The organism is Streptomyces venezuelae (genome assembly GCF_008642275.1).
GTDB lineage: Bacteria > Actinomycetota > Actinomycetes > Streptomycetales > Streptomycetaceae > Streptomyces > Streptomyces venezuelae_E.
Genome location: NZ_CP029189.1, coordinates 2,079,254 through 2,097,472 on the forward strand (window position 1 = coordinate 2,079,254; position 18,219 = coordinate 2,097,472).

At 71.7% G+C, this 18,219-nt stretch carries 20 protein-coding genes; 8 read left to right on the forward strand and 12 right to left on the reverse strand.

Translation table 11 applies throughout. The features are described 5' to 3' along the window. Window positions 1–9: 9 nt before the first annotated feature. The 3 genes from pknB (at window position 10) to DEJ51_RS08795 (ending at window position 3,399) form a co-directional block, all read left to right on the forward strand. On the forward strand, window positions 10–1,929 hold the full coding sequence (gene pknB, locus DEJ51_RS08785) for a Stk1 family PASTA domain-containing Ser/Thr kinase (RefSeq protein ID WP_150257092.1): 1,920 nt from the start codon (window positions 10–12) through the stop codon (window positions 1,927–1,929). A gap of 9 nt (window positions 1,930–1,938) precedes the next feature. Beyond that, window positions 1,939–2,796 carry a deoxyribonuclease IV gene (locus DEJ51_RS08790; RefSeq protein ID WP_150261774.1) on the forward strand — a complete coding sequence of 286 codons (858 nt, stop codon included), beginning with the start codon at window positions 1,939–1,941 and terminating at the stop codon, window positions 2,794–2,796. Between the two features lie 90 nt (window positions 2,797–2,886). Further along, window positions 2,887–3,399: a DUF4396 domain-containing protein gene (locus tag DEJ51_RS08795; protein WP_150257093.1), complete on the forward strand. Its 513-nt coding sequence runs from the start codon at window positions 2,887–2,889 to the stop codon at window positions 3,397–3,399. 28 nt (window positions 3,400–3,427) lie between these two features. On the opposite strand, the gene DEJ51_RS08800 is transcribed toward DEJ51_RS08795, so the two are convergent. Then, window positions 3,428–4,060 (reverse strand): sulfite oxidase-like oxidoreductase, encoded by a 633-nt coding sequence (locus DEJ51_RS08800; protein WP_030010526.1) that lies wholly within the window; start codon window positions 4,058–4,060, stop codon window positions 3,428–3,430. 173 nt (window positions 4,061–4,233) lie between these two features. Between DEJ51_RS08800 and bfr the strand changes: the two genes are divergently transcribed. Beyond that, window positions 4,234–4,710 (forward strand): bacterioferritin, encoded by a 477-nt coding sequence (gene bfr, locus DEJ51_RS08805; protein ID WP_150257094.1) that lies wholly within the window; start codon window positions 4,234–4,236, stop codon window positions 4,708–4,710. A gap of 6 nt (window positions 4,711–4,716) precedes the next feature. On the opposite strand, the gene DEJ51_RS08810 is transcribed toward bfr, so the two are convergent. Then, a complete protein-coding gene (locus tag DEJ51_RS08810; RefSeq protein ID WP_411757295.1) occupies window positions 4,717–4,983 on the reverse strand; it encodes a bacterioferritin-associated ferredoxin in 267 nt (88 codons plus the stop codon). Between the two features lie 173 nt (window positions 4,984–5,156). Continuing rightward, window positions 5,157–6,512, reverse strand: a complete 1,356-nt coding sequence (locus DEJ51_RS08815; RefSeq protein ID WP_150257096.1) for a class II 3-deoxy-7-phosphoheptulonate synthase — start codon at window positions 6,510–6,512, stop codon at window positions 5,157–5,159. A 165-nt stretch (window positions 6,513–6,677) separates the two neighbouring features. Between DEJ51_RS08815 and DEJ51_RS35810 the strand changes: the two genes are divergently transcribed. Next, window positions 6,678–6,746: a trp operon leader peptide gene (locus DEJ51_RS35810; protein WP_202203957.1), complete on the forward strand. Its 69-nt coding sequence runs from the start codon at window positions 6,678–6,680 to the stop codon at window positions 6,744–6,746. A 106-nt stretch (window positions 6,747–6,852) separates the two neighbouring features. Next, window positions 6,853–8,778: an anthranilate synthase family protein gene (locus DEJ51_RS08825; RefSeq protein ID WP_150257097.1), complete on the forward strand. Its 1,926-nt coding sequence runs from the start codon at window positions 6,853–6,855 to the stop codon at window positions 8,776–8,778. A gap of 48 nt (window positions 8,779–8,826) precedes the next feature. Here the strand turns inward: DEJ51_RS08825 and DEJ51_RS08830 are convergent, their stop codons facing one another. From DEJ51_RS08830 to DEJ51_RS08855, 6 genes are all read right to left on the reverse strand, one after another. Further along, a complete protein-coding gene (locus tag DEJ51_RS08830) occupies window positions 8,827–9,147 on the reverse strand; it encodes a hypothetical protein (RefSeq protein ID WP_150257098.1) in 321 nt (106 codons plus the stop codon). Between the two features lie 76 nt (window positions 9,148–9,223). After that, window positions 9,224–10,219 carry a 2-hydroxyacid dehydrogenase gene (locus DEJ51_RS08835; protein WP_150257099.1) on the reverse strand — a complete coding sequence of 332 codons (996 nt, stop codon included), beginning with the start codon at window positions 10,217–10,219 and terminating at the stop codon, window positions 9,224–9,226. Between the two features lie 67 nt (window positions 10,220–10,286). Continuing rightward, window positions 10,287–11,315, reverse strand: a complete 1,029-nt coding sequence (locus DEJ51_RS08840; RefSeq protein ID WP_150261776.1) for a 6-phosphofructokinase — start codon at window positions 11,313–11,315, stop codon at window positions 10,287–10,289. A 165-nt stretch (window positions 11,316–11,480) separates the two neighbouring features. Further along, window positions 11,481–12,197, reverse strand: a complete 717-nt coding sequence (locus tag DEJ51_RS08845) for a response regulator (RefSeq protein ID WP_411757296.1) — start codon at window positions 12,195–12,197, stop codon at window positions 11,481–11,483. Then, window positions 12,194–13,411, reverse strand: coding sequence for a MacS family sensor histidine kinase (macS, locus tag DEJ51_RS08850; protein ID WP_150257100.1), 1,218 nt, complete (start codon window positions 13,409–13,411; stop codon window positions 12,194–12,196). The genes DEJ51_RS08845 and macS overlap by 4 nt, the downstream gene beginning before the upstream one ends. Window positions 13,412–13,449: 38 nt before the next feature. Further along, entirely contained in the window at window positions 13,450–14,214 is a 765-nt protein-coding gene (locus DEJ51_RS08855; RefSeq protein WP_150257101.1) for a lysophospholipid acyltransferase family protein, read from the reverse strand. 155 nt (window positions 14,215–14,369) lie between these two features. Between DEJ51_RS08855 and DEJ51_RS08860 the strand changes: the two genes are divergently transcribed. Together DEJ51_RS08860 and DEJ51_RS08865 are read left to right on the forward strand one after the other, a co-directional pair. Continuing rightward, the gene (locus DEJ51_RS08860; protein WP_190620262.1) at window positions 14,370–15,149 is read left to right on the forward strand and encodes an alpha/beta hydrolase; all 780 of its coding nucleotides are present in this window, start codon (window positions 14,370–14,372) and stop codon (window positions 15,147–15,149) included. Next, complete coding sequence (locus tag DEJ51_RS08865; RefSeq protein ID WP_150257102.1) at window positions 15,142–15,771, forward strand: hypothetical protein; 630 nt, start codon at window positions 15,142–15,144, stop codon at window positions 15,769–15,771. The genes DEJ51_RS08860 and DEJ51_RS08865 overlap by 8 nt, the downstream gene beginning before the upstream one ends. Before the next feature lie 135 nt (window positions 15,772–15,906). Here DEJ51_RS08865 and DEJ51_RS08870 read toward each other — a convergent pair whose 3' ends face one another. The 3 genes from DEJ51_RS08870 to DEJ51_RS08880 form a co-directional block, all read right to left on the reverse strand. After that, window positions 15,907–16,656: an endonuclease/exonuclease/phosphatase family protein gene (locus DEJ51_RS08870; RefSeq protein ID WP_150257103.1), complete on the reverse strand. Its 750-nt coding sequence runs from the start codon at window positions 16,654–16,656 to the stop codon at window positions 15,907–15,909. An 80-nt stretch (window positions 16,657–16,736) separates the two neighbouring features. Beyond that, a complete protein-coding gene (locus DEJ51_RS08875) occupies window positions 16,737–17,678 on the reverse strand; it encodes an ROK family glucokinase (protein ID WP_150257104.1) in 942 nt (313 codons plus the stop codon). Window positions 17,679–17,739: 61 nt separating this feature from the next. After that, window positions 17,740–18,204 carry a DUF5304 domain-containing protein gene (locus tag DEJ51_RS08880; protein WP_150257105.1) on the reverse strand — a complete coding sequence of 155 codons (465 nt, stop codon included), beginning with the start codon at window positions 18,202–18,204 and terminating at the stop codon, window positions 17,740–17,742. Window positions 18,205–18,219 lie beyond the last annotated feature (15 nt).

The following is an 18,219-nucleotide window of genomic DNA, read 5'->3' on the forward strand; positions in this document are numbered from 1 at the left end:
AATCGGCGGGTGGATACGACCCTGGATGACCCCCTCGTCGGGCGCGTGCTCGACGGCCGCTACCGCATCGACGCCCGCATCGCGGCCGGCGGCATGGCCACGGTCTACCGGGCCCTCGACACCCGCCTCGACCGCGTGCTCGCCCTGAAGGTGATGCACCCGGCGCTCGCCGCCGACGCCGCCTTCGTCGACCGGTTCATCCGCGAGGCGAAGTCCGTCGCCCGGCTCGCGCACCCGAACGTGGTGGCCGTCTTCGACCAGGGCACGGACGGGCCGTACGTGTACCTGGCCATGGAGTACGTCTCCGGCTGCACCCTGCGCGACGTGCTCCGCGAGCGCGGCGCGCTCCGGCCCCGGGCTGCCCTCGACATCCTCGAACCGGTCCTCGCCGCCCTCGGCGCCGCCCACCGGGCCGGCTTCGTCCACCGCGACATGAAGCCCGAGAACGTACTGATCGGGGACGACGGCCGGGTGAAGGTCGCGGACTTCGGGCTGGTCCGGTCGGTGGACTCGGTGACCAACACCACCGGCTCCGTGCTCGGCACGGTCTCCTACCTGGCCCCGGAGCAGATCGAGAACGGCGTCGCCGACACCCGCGTGGACGTCTATGCCTGCGGTGTCGTCCTCTACGAGATGCTCACCGGCTCCAAGCCCCACCTCGGCGGCTCCCCCGCGCAGGTGCTCTACCAGCACCTCCACGAGGACGTGCCGCCCCCGTCCGCCGTCGTCCCCGGGCTCGCCGTCGGGCTCGACGAGCTGGTCGCGCAGGCCGCCGCCCGCAATCCCGACCTGCGTCCCTACGACGCGGCCGCCCTGCTCGGCCTCACCCGCGAGGCCCGCGCACAGCTCAGCGACGCCGAGCTGGACGCCGTACCGCCGCAGGCGCGCGCCGAGGAGCGCTCGTCCGCCGAGGACCGTACGGGTGTGATCCCGCGTCCGGTGGCCGCGCAGCAGCCGGTGCAGCACACCTCCCGCCTGGAGATGCCGCCCGCCCCGCCCGCCCCGCCCGCGCACCGCCCCAGTGGGGGCACCGCGCGGCGGCCGCGGCGCGGGGTGCTGCTCGTCGTGGCGGGTGTGCTGCTCGCGCTCGGGCTCGGGGTCGGGGTCTGGTACATCAATTCCGGACAGTTCACCAAGGTCCCCAACCTGCTCGGCAAGACCGAGGCGCAGGCCCGGTCCCAGCTGTCCGAGGCCGGGCTCGGGGTGAAGGGGGTGGACCGGAAGTTCAGCGAGGCCTTCGACCGCGGGACGGTGATGAACACCGATCCCCCGGGCGGCCGGCGGATCCGCGGCAACGGCGCGGTGACGATCACCGTCTCCCGTGGCCCCGAGGTCGTGGCCGTGCCCAACCTGAAGGGCCGGCCCCTGGAGGAGGCCACGGCCGAGCTGACGCAGTCCGGGCTGGCCCCCGGGGTGGTGACGCAGGCCTTCAGCCAGGACGTCGCCCAGGGTTCGGTGATCAGCACGAATCCGGCGGGGGGCGAGAAGCGGGCGCCCGACACGGCGGTCTCGCTCGTCGTCAGCAAGGGCCGTCCGGTGCCGGTCCCGAGTGTGACCGGGATCCCCGCCGATCAGGCGAAGGCGGCCCTGGAGGCCGTGGGCCTCAAGGTCGCGACGGCTCCCGAGCAGGTGAACGCCCCCTTCGCGGCCGGTACGGTCGCGAACCAGTCGATCGGCGCCGGCACCCAGGCCGCGGCCGGGGACACGGTCACGCTGACCGTGTCCAAGGGCCCCCGGCAGCTCCCGGTCCCGAGCGTGACCGGCCAGGACGTGGACGCCGCCCGGAAGGCGCTGGAGGCGGCCGGTTTCAAGGTGAAGGTGGACCGGCCGCTGATCTCCTTCAGCAACACGGTCGACACCCAGTCGGTGCCGGCCGGGCAGAACGCCCCCGAGGGCAGCACGATCACCATCAAGACCAAGGGACTGTGAGCCGTGGTGATGCGCAACCCGGTGGGCGGGCACGTCCCCGTGGCCGGGGGGCTCGCCTCGGTCGGCCTGACCTACGCCCGGGAGATGGGGGCGGAGGCCGTTCAGGTCTTCGTCGCCAATCCGCGCGGCTGGGCCACCCCGGTCGGCAGTCCGGCGCAGGACGAGCGGTTCCGGGCGGAGTGCGCGGCCGGGTCCATCCCGGCGTACGTGCACGCGCCGTACCTGATCAACTTCGGCTCGCACACCGAGGCGACGGTGGAGAAGTCGGTGGAGTCGCTGCGGCATTCGTTGCGCCGGGGCCGCGAGATCGGCGCGCTCGGGGTGGTCGTGCACACCGGTTCGGCGACCGGCGGTCGCCCGCGGGAGGCTGCGTACGCGCAGGTCAGGGAGCACATGCTGCCGCTGCTGGACGAGCTGACGCATGACGACGACCCGTTCCTGCTGCTGGAGTCCACGGCCGGGCAGGGTTCCTCGCTGTGTTCGACGGCCGAGGAGTTCGGCCCGTACTTCGAGGCGCTCGACCACCACCCGAAGCTGGGGATCTGCCTGGACACCTGCCACATCTTCGCGGCCGGTCACGATCTGGCGGAGCCGGGCGGGGCGAAGCTGACGCTGGACCTGCTGGTGGACACGGTGGGTGAGGGGCGGCTGAAGCTGGTCCACGCGAACGACTCCAAGGAGGGCGTCGGCGCCCACAAGGACCGGCACGCCAACATCGGCCAGGGGCACATCGGCCGGGACGCGTTCGCGGAGCTGTTCACGCACCCCGCGATGGAGGGCGTTCCGCTGGTCATCGAGACGCCCGGCGGCAAGGAAGGTCACGCGGCGGACGTGGCGCTGCTGAAGGAGCTGCGCGGCCCGCAGTGATCCACTGACGCCTTGAGGAATACCCCATGGGGGTATACGGTTCGGTCATATCGACGGACCGCTACCCGGCGTTCCCACGAGGGGGTTGTCATGGAGCACCAGCACCAGCACCAGGAACACCAGCACCACGAGCACGGCCCCGCGCACGCCGCGCACGCCGCCGGCCCGGTCAGCTGGGGCATGGCCGCGCGGGCCACCCTCCACTGCCTCACCGGATGCGCCATCGGTGAGGTGCTCGGCATGATCATCGGTACCGCGCTGGGCTGGGGGAACGTCTCGACGATGATCCTGGCGATCGTCCTCGCGTTCTTCTTCGGCTACGCGCTCACCCTGCGCGGGATCCTCGCCGCCGGCGTCGACCTCCGTACGGCCATCCGGGTGGCGCTGGCCGCGGACACCCTTTCGATCGCCGTCATGGAGCTGATCGACAACGGGGTGATCGCCCTGTGGCCCGGCGCGATGGACGCGCACCTGTCGGAGCCGCTGTTCTGGATCGTCCTGGCGATCGCGCTGGCGGCCGCATTCGTGATCACGACGCCCGTCAACAAGTGGATGATCGGCCGCGGCAAGGGTCACGCGGTCGTGCACCGGTACCACCACTGAACGGGTACCGCCGGGCGCGGGGCGCTCCCTACAGTTCGGGGCCCTCCCCGGGCTCCTCCTGGTAGGAGTAGCGCTGCTCGCGCCACGGGTCGCCGATGTTGTGGTAGCCGCGCTCCTCCCAGAAGCCGCGGCGGTCGGCGGTCATGTACTCGATGCCGCGGACCCACTTGGGGCCCTTCCAGGCGTACAGGTGCGGGACCACCAGCCGGACCGGGAAACCGTGCTCGGCGGTGAGCAGTTCACCGCCCTCGTGGGTGGCGAAAACCGTACGGTCGGAGGCGAAGTCGGCCAGCCGCAGGTTGGAGCTGAAGCCGTACTCGGCCCACACCATCACATGGGTGACCTGCGGGGCGGGGGGTGCCAGGGCGAGGACCTCACGGGCCAGCACACCGCCCCATTCGGCGCCCTGCATGCTGAACTTCGTGACGCAGTGCAGATCGGCCACGACGGAGTCGAACGGCAGGGCCGTGAACTCCTCGTGGTTCCAGCAGTGCTTGTCCCCGTCGGCCGTCGCGCCGAAGACGCGGAACTCCCAGCGGTCCGGCTTGAACTTGGGTACGGGCCCGTAGTGGGTGACCGGCCAGCCCCTCTGCAGCCGCTGCCCCGGTGGAAGCTCCAGCTGCTCTGCTCCCGGAGATTCCCGGCTTTCCGGCTGACCCATGACTCCATGGTGACAGACTGGGCAGGGTGGTCATGACCAGGCGTTGGCCGATTCGGGCAAGTCGCGGTAACTCCCACTAAGGAGGCACTTACTGGACGGTCTCCGGCGGCGGTGCAAGGATGCGCGCAACTGCCCCGTCACATAGCTGACATTGCCTGGAAGGAGCCTCTGCGATGCAGGGCGACCCCGAGGTCCTTGAGTTTCTGAACGAGCAGCTGACCGGCGAGCTGACGGCCATCAACCAGTACTGGCTGCACTACCGCATCCAGGACAACAAGGGCTGGACCAAGCTCGCCAAGTACACGCGTGAAGAGTCCATCGACGAGATGAAGCACGCGGACAAGATCACCGAGCGCATCCTGATGCTCGACGGTCTGCCGAACTACCAGCGCCTCTTCCACGTGCGCGTCGGGCAGACGATCACCGAGATGTTCCAGGCGGACCGCCAGGTGGAGGTCGAGGCCATCGACCGGCTGAAGCGGGGCATCGAGGTCATGCGCGGGAAGGGCGACATCACGTCGGCCCGGCTCTTCGAGGACATCCTGGAGGACGAGGAGCACCACATCGACTACCTCGACACCCAGCTGGAGCTCATCGAGTCGCTGGGTGAGCCGCTCTACATCGCGCAGCTGATCGAGCAGCCGAGCTAGTCGGCTCTAGGCCGCTTCCGCCAGCTCCGCCGACCGGGCCGCACCCGGCTCCGCGGCGAGCACGGCCGCCGCCTGGCCCTTCTCCAGCAGCTCCCGGCGGGGGCACGCCCCGCGGCCGAGGATGCCCTGGATGGTGCGTACGCAGGAACCGCAGTCGGTGCCGGCCTTGGTGGCCGAGGCGATCTGGCGCGGGGTGCAGGCCCCGGCAGCCGCGTGCTCCTTGACCTGCTTGTCGGTGATCCCGAAGCAAGAGCAGACGTACACGCGGTTCACCTCCCAGGGCGGAATGGTCCAGCGGTTCAGCGATTCGGAGAGCCGTCCCCGTTTCGGTGAGGCTTACCTAACCGTACCCAAAGTTAGGGTGGCCTAAAAGCCCCCCGTACGACAGTGGGGCACGGATCACATCGATCCGTGCCCCACTGTCGTACGAAGGTACTGACTGATCCCTACTGGTCGCGGTACATCTCGGCGACGAGGAACGCCAGGTCCAGGGACTGGCTGCGGTTGAGCCGCGGGTCGCAGGCCGTCTCGTAGCGCTGGTGCAGGTCGTCGACGAAGATCTCGTCGCCGCCGCCCACGCACTCGGTGACGTCGTCACCGGTGAGCTCGACGTGGATGCCGCCCGGGTGGGTGCCCAGCGCCTTGTGGACCTCGAAGAAGCCCTTGACCTCGTCGAGCACGTCGTCGAAGCGGCGCGTCTTGTGGCCGGAGGCGGCCTCGAAGGTGTTGCCGTGCATCGGGTCGGTGACCCAGGCGACGATCGCGCCGGAGGCGGTGACCTTCTCGACCAGCTCGGGGAGCTTGTCGCGGACCTTGTCGGCGCCCATGCGGACGACGAAGGTCAGCCGGCCCGGCTCGCGCTCGGGGTCCAGGCGGTCGATGTACGTCAGCGCCTCGTCCACCGTGGTGGTGGGGCCGAGCTTGATGCCGATCGGGTTGGCGATCTGCGAGCAGAACTCGATGTGCGCGTGGTCCAGCTGGCGGGTGCGCTCACCGATCCACACCATGTGGCCGGAGGTGTCGTACAGCTTGCCGGTGCGCGAGTCGGTACGGGTCAGCGCGCCCTCGTAGTCGAGCAGCAGCGCCTCGTGGGAGGCGTAGAACTCGACGGCCTTGAACTCGGCCGGGTCGGTGCCGCACGCCTTCATGAAGTTCAGCGCGTTGTCGATCTCCCGCGCGAGCTGCTCGTACCGCTGGCCGGACGGGCTGGACTTCACGAAGTCCTGGTTCCAGGCGTGCACCTGGCGCAGGTCGGCGTAGCCACCGGTGGTGAAGGCGCGCACCAGGTTGAGGGTCGAGGCGGACGCGTTGTACATCCGCTTCAGCCGCTCGGGGTCCGGGACGCGGGCCTCTTCGGTGAAGGCGAAGCCGTTGACGGAGTCGCCGCGGTAGGTCGGCAGGGTGACGCCGTCGCGGGTCTCGGTGTCCTTGGAGCGCGGCTTGGAGTACTGGCCGGCGATGCGGCCGACCTTGACGACGGGCACGGAGGCCGCGTACGTCAGGACGGCGCTCATCTGGAGCAGCGTCTTGAGCTTGGCGCGGATGTGGTCGGCGGAGACGCCGTCGAAGGCCTCGGCGCAGTCGCCGCCCTGGAGCAGGAACGCCTCGCCCTTGGCGACGGCTCCCAGACGGGCACGCAGCTGGTCGCACTCGCCCGCGAAAACGAGGGGCGGATACGATTCGAGGTCCGCGACGACAGCGCGCAGAGCCTCGGCATCGGGGTACGAAGGCTGCTGCGCCGCGGGAAGGTCTCGCCAGGTCGCCTTGGCGGCGGGGGCTTGGGTTTCAGCGTTCACGGTCACCTCGTACACATTACGGCGTCACACGCCGCGTCCGGCCCCCCGCCCACAACGTGAGACGAACCAGCTCAAAGGTCACGGGCACCAGGCGGAGCGGAATCCATGGTTCAGCTCGCGCTGTGAGACGGATCCTGACCTGCGGGGGCGGTCTGGGCTATGGTGGCCGCCATGTACGCGCACTCGAACCAGAACTGGTGGTGGACCGCTCCCGGCGGCCCACTTCTCGCGCGTACCTGAAGACACGCACGACGCGAAGGCCGCCCCGAGGGGCGGCCTTCCGTGTTTTCGACCACGCCGTCGGATCCCCGGGGCCGCTCCTCCCACCGGAAGGACGCTCCGCCCCATGAACCCCAGCCGACCCGAACACCACCTCAGCCCGCCCGGGCTGCTGAGCCGACTGCTCGACCCCGCCGGCCCGCCGTTCGCCCTGCTGCGCCGGCGGACCCCCGGCCGCGATCACGACACCGTCGAGGTGCTGACCGGGCCCGTGGGCGAGGTCGGACGGCTCGCCGACCTGCCCGTCGGTGAGCTGCCCGCCCTCGCGCTCGTCCCCTTCCGGCAGATCCGCGAGCGCGGCTTCGACGTACGCGACGACGGGACTCCGCTGAGCGTGCTGGTCGCCGAGGAGGCGTACGAGATCCCGCTCGCCGGGGCGCTGGCCGCGCTGCCCGCGCATCCGGTGCGGGTCGAGGACGGCGGCTTCGACGTTCCCGACGAGGAGTACGCGGACACCGTGCGGCGGGTCGTCGAGGACGAGATCGGCCGCGGCGAGGGCGCGAACTTCGTCATCCGGCGCACCTACGAGGGCCGCATCGACGGATTCGGGCGGGCCGACGCCCTCGCGCTGTTCCGGCGGCTGCTGGAGGGCGAGCGGGGCGCGTACTGGACGTACGTCGTCCACACCGGGGAGCGGACCCTGGTCGGCGCGAGCCCCGAGGTGCACGTGCGGATGTCCGGGGGGACGGTCGTGATGAATCCGATCAGCGGCACCTACCGCTATCCGCCCGGGGGGCCGACGGCCGACTCCCTCCTCGCCTTCCTCGGCGACCGCAAGGAGACCGAGGAGCTGTCGATGGTGGTCGACGAGGAACTGAAGATGATGTGCACGGTCGGCGACATGGGCGGGGTCGTCGTCGGGCCGCGGCTGAAGGAGATGTCGCACGTCGCGCACACCGAGTACGAACTGCGCGGCCGGTCCTCGCTCGACGTGCGGGCGGTGCTGCGCGAGACCATGTTCGCGGCGACGGTCACCGGATCCCCCGTGCAGAACGCCTGCCGCGTCATCGAGCGGTACGAGACGGGCGGGCGCGGCTACTACGCGGGCGCGCTGGCCCTGCTGGGCCGGGACCCCGCGGGGGCGCAGACCCTCGACTCCCCCATCCTGATCCGCACCGCCGACATCGCGGCGGACGGCGTGCTGCGGGTGCCGGTGGGCGCCACGCTGGTGCGGCATTCGGATCCGGCGGGCGAGGTGGCGGAGACCCATGCGAAGGCGGCGGGGGTGCTGGCGGCGCTCGGGGTGCGGCCGGCCGCGCCGCGCCCGGCCTTCGAGGGGGCCCGGCTGGCGGACGATCCGCGGGTGCGGGCGGCCCTCGCGGCGCGCCGCCGGGATCTGGCGCCGTTCTGGCTCCGGATGCAGGAGCGGCCGGCCGCGCCGGCGGGCCGTGCGCTGGTCGTGGACGGGGAGGACACCTTCACGGCGATGCTGGCGCACGTCCTGCGGGTGGCCGGACTGGAGGTGACCGTACGCCGCTACGACGATCCGGGGCTGCGGGCGGCGGCCCTGGCCTGGGAGGGTCCGGTCGTCCTGGGCCCCGGCCCGGGCGATCCGGCCGAGGCCGCGGATCCCAAGATGCGGATGCTGCGCGCGCTGACGGCCGAACTGCTGGCCGGGCACCGCCACGGCCTGCTCGGGGTCTGCCTGGGGCATGAGCTGCTGGCGGCCGAGCTGGGTCTCCCGTTGGTCCGCAAGGCGGAACCGGCGCAGGGGGCGCAGATGCGGATCGGTCTGTTCGGGGCCGAGGAGGTGGTCGGCTTCTACAACACGTACACCGCGCGGTGCGACGACGCCCTGGCCTCCCGGCTGGCCGCGACGGGGGTCGAGGTGTCCCGCGACCCGGCCACCGGCGAGGTCCACGCCCTGCGGTCCCCGGCCGGGGGCTTCGCCGGGCTGCAGTTCCACCCGGAGTCGGTCCTCACACTGCGGGGCGCGGAGCTGCTGCACGGGTTGCTCGCGGGGGTCACGGCCGGGGAGCGGTCCGCGTCCTAGGGGTGTCCGCCGGGCGTCGCGGGGCCGGCGCTGCTTTGCGGAGACGCCCTAGGCTTCCCCGCCGGGGGTGGCTCCCGCGGTGGCGGTGGGGTTCGTACCCGCCGGCCGGCGGGCGAGGAGGGAGCGGATGCCCTGCCACGACAGGATCACCATCAGCACCGGGGCCGCGACCATCAGGACGGGGAGTTCACCGAGGGCCAGACCGGCCGACAGCACCACTCCCGTGGCGTGGTCGGCGGCTTCCAGCCAGGGACCCGTCCGGTGGCCGGGCCCGGCCCGGCGTGCGAGGGACGCGGCCCGGTAGACGTACAGCAGTTGCACGGCGGCGAAGGCGAAGAAGATCCAGCGGATCCAGTCGGGTATGTCCACGGTGTGAAAGTAGGCCCCGGCTCCGCCCTCCGGGGTGGACGGGGTGTGAACGCAGGAGGAAATCCGGGGGCGCGTCCTACGCCGGCGGGACCAGGGTGTTCTCGGAGCGGCGCCCCGCCAGGTGGTCCGCCACGTTGGCGACGGTGGTGGCGATGATCTGGCCCACGGCGTCGGCCGTGTAGTAGGCCTGGTGGGAGGTCACCACGACGTTCGGGAAGGTGACGAGGCGGGCCAGGGTGTCGTCCTCGACGGCCTCCAGGGACTTGTCCAGGAAGAAGACCCCGGCCTCCGCCTCGTACACGTCCAGTCCGACGCCCGTGAAGCGGCCCGCCCGGAGTTCGTCGACCAGGGCTTCGGTGTCGATCAGCCCGCCGCGGCTGGAGTTCACCAGGATCGCGTCGTCCCGCATCCGGCGCAGTGCCGTCGCATCGAGGATGCGCCGGGTGGACTCCAGCAGGGGCACGTGCAGGCTGACCAGGTCCGACGAGGCGAGCAGTTCGTCCTTGTCCACGTACTTCATGCCGAGCTCCAGGCAGGCCGGGTTCTGCACCACGTCCCAGCCCAGCAGGCGCATGCCGAAGCCGTGCGCGATCCGGGTGAACGCCTCGCCGATCTTTCCGGTGCCGAGCACTCCGGCGGTGCGGCCGTGGAAGTCCCGGCCCATCAGCCCGTTCAGCCGGAAGTCGAAGTCGCGGGTCCGGATGGAGGCGCGGACGATCCGCCGGTTGACGGCCATCGCGAGGGTCCAGGCGAACTCGGCCACCGAGTGGGGCGAGTAGGCGGAGACCCGGCTGATGGTCATGCCGAGGCGGCGGGCCTCGTCCAGGTCGATGTTGTTGAAGCCGGTGGACCGCTGGGCGACCAGTTTTGTCCCGCCCGCCGCCAGGACCCGCAGCACCCGGCCGTTCAGGTCGGCGTTCACGCTGGAGGAGACGATCTCGTACCCGGCGGCGATCGGCGCGGTGTCCTCGTCGAGGAAGACGTCCAGGCACCGGACCTCGTGCTGCCCCGCGAAGGCCTGCTCCAGGAGCGGCTTCTCGTCGGCGGTCACGCCGAACGCCAGGATCTCCACGCCTGCTCCCGCACCTCGACACCATGGGCCGTTCGTCACCCTACGGCCCATGGCGCCGGGCCGCCGCTCAGCCGAAGAAGACCCCGGCCTCCTGGTAGAGCGCGGGATCCACCGTCTTCAGCTTCGACGTCGCCTCCGCGATCGGCACCCGGACGATGTCCGTCCCCTTGAGCGCGACCATCTTCCCGAAGTCCCTGTCGAGCACCGCGTCGATCGCGTGCAGCCCGAACCGGGTCGCGAGCCACCGGTCGAAGGCGCTCGGGGTGCCGCCCCGCTGGATGTGCCCGAGCACGGTCGTGCGGGCCTCCTTGCCGGTCCGGGTCTCGATCTCCTTGGCCAGCCACTCGCCGACGCCCGACAGCCGGACGTGGCCGAAGGAGTCCAGGGTCCCGTCCTTCAGGACCATCTCGCCGTCCCTGGGCATCGCGCCCTCCGCGACCACCACGATCGGCGCGTAGCTCGCCCGGAACCGGGAGGTCACCCAGGCGCAGACCTGGTCCACGTCGAAGCGCTGCTCCGGGACGAGGATGACGTTGGCGCCGCCCGCGAGCCCGGAGTGCAGGGCGATCCAGCCGGCGTGCCGGCCCATGACCTCCACGACCAGGACCCGCATGTGGGACTCGGCCGTGGTGTGCAGCCGGTCGATGGCCTCGGTCGCGATGCCCACCGCGGTGTCGAAGCCGAAGGTGTAGTCGGTGGCGGACAGGTCGTTGTCGATGGTCTTGGGTACGCCGACGCAGGGGATGCCGTATTCCTCGTACAGCCGGGCCGCGACTCCGAGGGTGTCCTCGCCGCCGATCGCGATGAGGGCGTCCACCTCGTACTTCGCGAGGTTCTCCTTGATGTCGCGCACGCCGTTCTCCGTCTTGAACGGATTGGTGCGCGAGGAGCCGAGGATGGTGCCGCCGCGGGGGAGGATGCCGCGGACGGCGGGGATGTCGAGGGGGACGGTCCGCCCCTCGATCGCGCCCCGCCAGCCGTCCTTGAACCCGACGAACCCGCAGCCGTACTCCTGGTCGCCCTTGCGGACGACGGCCCTGATCACCGCGTTGAGTCCGGGGCAGTCGCCGCCGCCGGTCAGCACTCCGACCTTCATGGAATCTCCAATCGCCATGACGGTCACGCTAGTGGTGACCCACGTCACAGCAAGGGATCTGGAGAGGTCAATTCCGGTGGAATCGTGAGGCGTTGCGTACGCCCGTTCACTCGTACGAGGACGTAAGTACGATCGACGGGCGGTACGGACGCCCCCGGGCGGGTGCTACTCGTCGTCGAGGCCGCGTTCTATGGCGTAGCGGACGAGTTCCACCCGGTTGTGCAACTGCAGCTTGCCCAGGGTGTTCTGGACGTGGTTCTGCACGGTGCGGTGCGAGATGACGAGCCGCTCGGCGATCTGCTTGTACGACAGTCCCTTGGCCACGAGCCGCAGTACCTCGGTCTCGCGGTCGGTCAGTTGGGGGGCCTTCGGCTCGTCGGAGGCGGCCGGCAGGGGGTCGGTGGCCAGGCGCCGGTACTCGCCGAGCACCAGCCCCGCCAGGCCCGGGGTGAAGACCGGGTCGCCCGCGGCGGTGCGTCGGACGGCGTCGATCAGCTCCTGGGCGCCTGCGGACTTCAGCAGGTAGCCGGTCGCGCCGGACTTCACGGCCTCCAGGACGTCGGCGTGCTCGCCGCTGGCCGACAGGACGAGGACCCGCAGCGCCGGGTTGGCGCCGACCAGTTCCTTGCAGACCTGCACGCCCGGCATGCCGGGCAGGTTGAGGTCGAGGACCAGCACGTCGGGCGTGACGGCGTGGGCCCGGCGGACCGCCTCGGGTCCGTCGCCCGCGGTGGCGACGACGTCGAAGCCGGCGGCGGCCAGGTCGCGGGCGACCGCGTCCCGCCACATCGGATGGTCGTCGACGACCATCACCCTCGTCTCGTGCGGCTCGTTCGGGCCGTGCGGCCTGGTCGGGTCGTTCACGTCGGTGTGCTCGCTCATCTCTTGTCCGTCCTCCCCCTGGGTACCTTCAGTTCCACTTCGGTGCCCTGCCCGGGTACGGACACCAGGTCGGCGCTGCCGCCGAGGTCCCGCAGCCTGCCGCGGATGGACAGGGCCACCCCCATCCGGCCCTCGCCCGCCGCCTGGTCGAGCCGGCCCGCCGGAATGCCGGGGCCGTCGTCCCGGACGGTCACGATCACCTCGTCGCCCCAGTCCTCGACGAGGATCCAGGCCCGCGCCCCCTCCCCGGCGTGCTTGCGCACGTTGTCCAGGGCGGCGCCGACCGCCGCGGCCAGTTCCCTCGCGGCGGGCACGGGCAGCGGCACCGGGGTGCCCGGCTCGGCGAAGCTGACGCGGGACCCGGCGTGCGGGGCGAGGAGCGTGCGCAGGTCCAGCTCCCCGCCCTCGGCGCCCGGCTCGTCCACCTCGTACGTGTCCACGAGCGCGCCGCGCGACTCGTCGCGGGAGACCCGGGAGGGCTGGGCCATCCCGCTGGAGACCAGGGTGCGCAGCGCCACCTCCTGCTCCCCCGCCAGCCGGCCGAGCTCCTCGGCCTCGCCGCCCAGCTCGCTGCCGCGCCGCTGGACCATGGCGAGGACCTGGAGGACCCCGTCGTGGATGTCACGGGCGAGGCGCTCCCGCTCGCGGGTGGCGGCCTCGATCTCCAGGGCGCGGGCGAGGGTGTTCTCGCTGGCCCGGGCGACCTCGACCACGTAGCCGATGGCCACGGAGGCGACCCAGACGAGCAGGACGTTGTGCAGGGTGTCCTCGGTGGGCCGGCCGGTGTGGATGGCGAGGTTGGCGGCCGCCACGAAGGTGGAGGCGAAGCAGGCCCAGCGCCAGCCGCCCTTGATGGCGAAGCCGAGGACCGCGCCCGCCGTCCAGATGGTGGGGAGGGTGGAGCCGCCCGCGTGGATCCGGGCCTGGGTGTCGGCGACCGGCGTGAGCGCGATGCCCACGATCGCGACCGTGAGGTCGGCGACGAGGAAGCCCTTGGTGCAGCTGGCGGCGTTCGCCACCTTGTGGGAGGTGGCGAGGGTCCAGACCGCGAGGAAGGCGAGGTAGCCGATCGCGACCCCGGGGCGGGGGAACTCCTTGTACGCGGCGGCGAACAGCACCGCCGCGTACACCATGGTCAGCAGCCGGTACCCGGTCAGGGCGCGCCAGAGCGGCTGCTCCACCGACATGCGTACGACGCGTTCGCGTTTCGCCATCTCCCCCACCCCTCGCGGGCGGTTCCGCCCACGCGCAGCTACTCCGACGTGCCGTCGGCCTTCTCGGGCTTCCCGGCCTTCTCGCTCCTGGCAGCCTTCTCCGCCTTCTCCGCCTTCTCGGCGTCGGCGATCTGGCGCTTGGCCGCCGTCGCGTAGATGTCGACGTACTCCTGGCCGGAGAGCTTCATGATCTCGTACATGACCTCGTCGGTCACCGAGCGGAGGATGAAGCGGTCGCTGTCCATGCCGTGGTAGCGGCTGAAGTCCAGCGGCTTGCCGATCCGGATCCCCGGGCGCATCAGCTTGGGGACCACCTTGCCGGGCGGCTGGATCTTCTCCGTGTCGATCATCGCCACGGGGATCACGGGCGCACCGGTGGCCAGGGCCACGCGGGCCAGACCGCCGGGCTTGCCGCGGTAGAGCCGTCCGTCGGGTGAACGCGTGCCCTCGGGGTAGATACCGAACAGCTCTCCGCGCTCGATGACCTGGATGCCGCTCTGGATCGCGGCCTCACCGGCTCCGCGGGCGCCCGAGCGGTCCACCGGAAGCTGGCCGACGCCCTTGAAGAAGGCGGCCGTCAGCTTGCCCTTGACCCCCGGGGAGGTGAAGTACTCCGCCTTCGCGATGAAGGTGACCTTCCGGTCCAGCACCGCCGGGAGGAAGAAGGAGTCGGAGAAGGACAGGTGGTTGCTCGCGAGGATCGCCGGCCCCTCCGCGGGAATGTTCTCGAGGCCCTCCACCCACGGCCTGAAAGCGAGCTTCAGTGAACCGCCGATGGAGAACTTCATTGCGCCGTAGATCAACTCGAAAGCCTTCCTGTGTCTGTCGAACAGACCATATCCCGTGCCTACACCGGCAGTGGCCCGACGACCCTGGCCGGTGCCACCCCGGTCGCGTACGGTGAAGTCACACAGAGCAACGCACCCACCCGACGTCCATCATGATCAAGGAGACCCTGGTGCCCGTCCTCCCTGGAGCCGAGCCGTTCCGCCACGAGGGCGGTGAGGTCGGCGTCCTCCTCTGCCACGGCTTCACCGGTTCCCCGCAGTCCCTGCGCCCCTGGGCCGAGTATCTCGCCGGGCGGGGTCTCACGGTGTCGCTTCCGCTGCTGCCCGGACACGGGACGCGCTGGCAGGACATGCAGCTCACGGGCTGGCAGGACTGGTACGCCGAGGTCGACCGCGCCCTGCGGGAGCTGCTGGAGCGGTGCGCGCAGGTGTTCGTCTTCGGGCTGTCGATGGGCGGGGCGCTGACCCTGCGGCTGGCGGCCAAGCACGGGGACGCCATCAGCGGCATCGTGCTCGTCAACCCGGCCAACAAGGTGCACGACCCGCTGGCCGTGACCCTGCCGGTGACCAAGCACCTGATCCGGTCGACGCCGGGCATCGCGAGCGACATCGCGAAGCCGGGCTCGGAGGAGGTCGGCTACGACCGGGTCCCGACCCGGGCCGCGCACTCGCTGAAGAAGTTCCTGCAGCTCGTGGACGCCGAGCTGCCGCAGGTGACGCAGCCGATGCTGCTGCTGCACAGCCCGCAGGACCACGTCGTACCGCCGGTCGACTCCGCGCGGGTGCTGGCCCGGGTCTCCTCGACGGACGTCACCGAGACCCTGCTGGAACAGAGCTACCACGTCGCGACGTTGGACCATGACGCGGAGCGGATCTTCGCGGACAGCTATGCGTTCATCGGCCGACTGGCGGAGAGCGTGGGCAGGGAGGGGGCGGAGGCCGGTGGCTGAGCACGAGGAGCAGTCGGGCGGGGTTCCGCCGCTGGACGAGGAAGCGGCGTGGGCGGCGATCGTCGCCGGGTACGGGCAGGAGCCGCCGGACCCGCCGGGGGCCCGGCCGTTCAGACCGATCGAGAACCTCCTCCTGCCGGAGGAGGACGTCAAACCGCTGCCGCCGGAGTCCGGACCGGACGCGAAGGCCGAGTCGAAGGCCGAGCCGAAGCCGGACCCGAAGGCGGAACCGAAGCCCGACCGGAAGCCTGACGCGGAACCGGGGCCTCCAGTAGCCCTGGGCGGCTCGGTGGTCTTCGCCCCGGGCGTGGGCATGGCGGGTCCCCGGGACCATTCGCCGGCGGAGCCGGGGGACGACGACCTGGGCCCGGCGGACGAGGGCCATTTCGTCCAGCCCGAGCCGGAGCTCCCGCCGGCGGACACGACGGCGAAGTTCGCCTGGCTGGCGGTCGTCGGCGGCCCGGTGCTGCTGCTGCTCGCGGTGCTCCTGCAGTGGGAGATGACCTGGTGGCTGACGACGCTGGGCATCGGCGGCTTCCTGGGCGGCTTCGCGACACTGATCGCACGCATGCAGCACGACGACGACGAGGACGACGACCCGGGCCGCGGCGCGGTCGTCTGACCCGACGCTTCCCGGGGCTCCCGCCCTGCTCAGCCCCGCCGGCGATCGAGGCGGTCTTCCAGCCCCGCCGGCGTCCGAGGCGCGGGGGTCCGGGTGCGGCGCCCCCGGCAGCGGCGCCGCACCCGGACCGCGGAGCTACGGCGCGGCCGCGAGGCGGAGGGCCGCCAGCACCGGCAGGTGGTCCGTCGCCGACCGCAGATCCGCCCCGGAAACCCCCGGCAGCCCCGCAGGGACACCGCAGGCCAGCACCTCCACCCCCTTCGTGGCGAACACGGCGTCGATCCTGCGGTCCGGCGCCGACGCCGGGAAGGTCGGTCCGCCGCCCCACGGGGCCACCGCCCGGCAGTCCTGGAGCTCGGCGGCCAGCAGCCCGTACGCCGGCCCGTCCGGGCCCTCGTTCAGGTCGCCGGCGGCGATCGCGTACGGCACGTCCATGGCGGCCAGCCGGTCCAGCAGCAGCTCCGCGTGGGCCCGGCGCTCGGCCTGCTGGAGCGAGAGGTGCAGCGAGGCCAGGCCCACGCGCACGCCTGCGACCCGGATCACCGCCGTGGCGAAGCCCCTGCGGTGCAGGCCGGGCGTGCGCGGCAGCAGGACGTCCTCCGTGCGCTCCACGAAGACCCGCAGCGAGCACAGCAGCAGCGGCCCGGCCGCCGTCGCGCCCCCGCCCAGCACGACCAGGTCGCACTTGGCGGCCAGCCGCGCGGCGTGTTTGCGCCACCGGAAGAAGCGGGGGGCCTCCTGTACGAGGACGAGGTCGGGCTCGCACGCCCGGATGACCCGGGCCAGCGCCTCCTCGTCGTCGCGCAGGGAGCGGATGTTGTAGCTGAGCACCCGGATCACGGCAGAACCGTCGGGCTCCGTACGGGACTTCGGCAGCTGGTCCATGCCCCGCAAGATACGCAGCCGCCCGCCGCTCCCCCAAGGGGCGCGGCGGGCGGTACGCGTGGAAATACGAGCGGACGCGATCAGCCCTGGCGGGCCAGGTCGGCCGCGCCGACGAGCCCGGCCTTGCCGCCGAGCTGCGCGGCGAGGACCTGGGCGTGCGGGCGCCAGGCGCCGCCTACCAGCCAGCGCTTGAAGGACTTGCGGATCGGGTCGAGGACGAGGTCTCCCTCGTCCGAGACCCCGCCGCCGACGATGAAGGCGGACGGGTCGAACAGCGAGGCCAGGTCGGCCAGTCCGGCGCCGGCCCAGCGGGCCAGTTCGCGGAAGGCGTCGACGGCCACCAGGTCGCCCTGCCGGGCGGCCTCGCTGATGTGCTTGCCCTCGATGCCCTCGGGGGTGCCGTCGCCGAGCGCGAGCAGGATCGCCGCGTTCTCGGGGGTGGCGTTGGCGCGCTGCTTCGCGTACCGGACGAGGGCGCGCCCGGAGGCGTACTGCTCCCAGCAGCCCTGGCTGCCGCAGCCGCACAGCAGGCCGTCCGGGACGACCCGGATGTGCCCGAACTCGGCGGCGACGCCGAAGCGTCCGCGCCGCAGCTTGTTGCCGATGATGATGCCGCCGCCCAGGCCGGTGCCGAGCGTGATGCAGATGACGTCGTCGTGGCCCTGGCCGGCGCCGAAGCGGTACTCGCCCCAGGCCGCACAGTTCGCGTCGTTCTCGACGACGACGGGCAGGCCGATGCGCTGTTCGACCTTGTCCTTCAGCGGCTCGTGCCGCCAGTTGATGTTGGGCGCGAAGAGTACGGTCGCGCGCTTGTCGTCCACGTATCCGGCGGCGCCGATGCCGACGGCTTCGATCGTGTGGTTGCTGCTGACCTCGGAGACGGCGGCGCAGATGGCCTCCGTCACTCCGTCCGCGGTCGGCGGGGTGGGCACCTTGTACGTCTCAAGGATCGTGCCCTCTTCGTCGACCACGCCGGCCGCGATCTTCGTGCCGCCGATGTCGACGCCGATGGTGAGTCCCATTAGTCCCTCGGTTTCCGGTCAAACCCCGCCACGGCCAACCGTACCCGAGGCTTCCGGAGGATCAGTCGAGATCGATCCGCTCGGAGGGGCCGTCGTCGGGGCCCTCGTCCCGGGGGTCGTGGTCGTGGGACGCCTGCCGGGGAGCCGGGGGCTCGCCCCGCGTCCAGCGGCGTTCATGGCCCTCGACGGCCGAGCGGTAGGCGGCGAGCAGTTCGGAGCCGGCGGCCGCGAGGTGGTCGAAGACCTCCGGGTTGCGCTCGATGACGGGCTTGGCGGCGGTCCTGGCCTGGTCGACGATCTGGCGCACCGCGCCCTGTGCGGCCACGCCGAACAGCGGGTTGTTCAGCCCGGACACCTTGTCGGCGACGGCTTCGAAGAGCTTGAAGAGCTCCTCGGCGGCGGTGCCGGTGCCGCCGGCCGCGGCCTGCTCCTGTCCGCGCAGGCGCTCCTTCTCGGCGGCGAGGTCCTCGGCGCAGGCCCTGGCCCAGGCGTCGTCGTCGGTGGGGCGGTCGGTGGCCTCGCTCATGGCGGACTCTCTCCT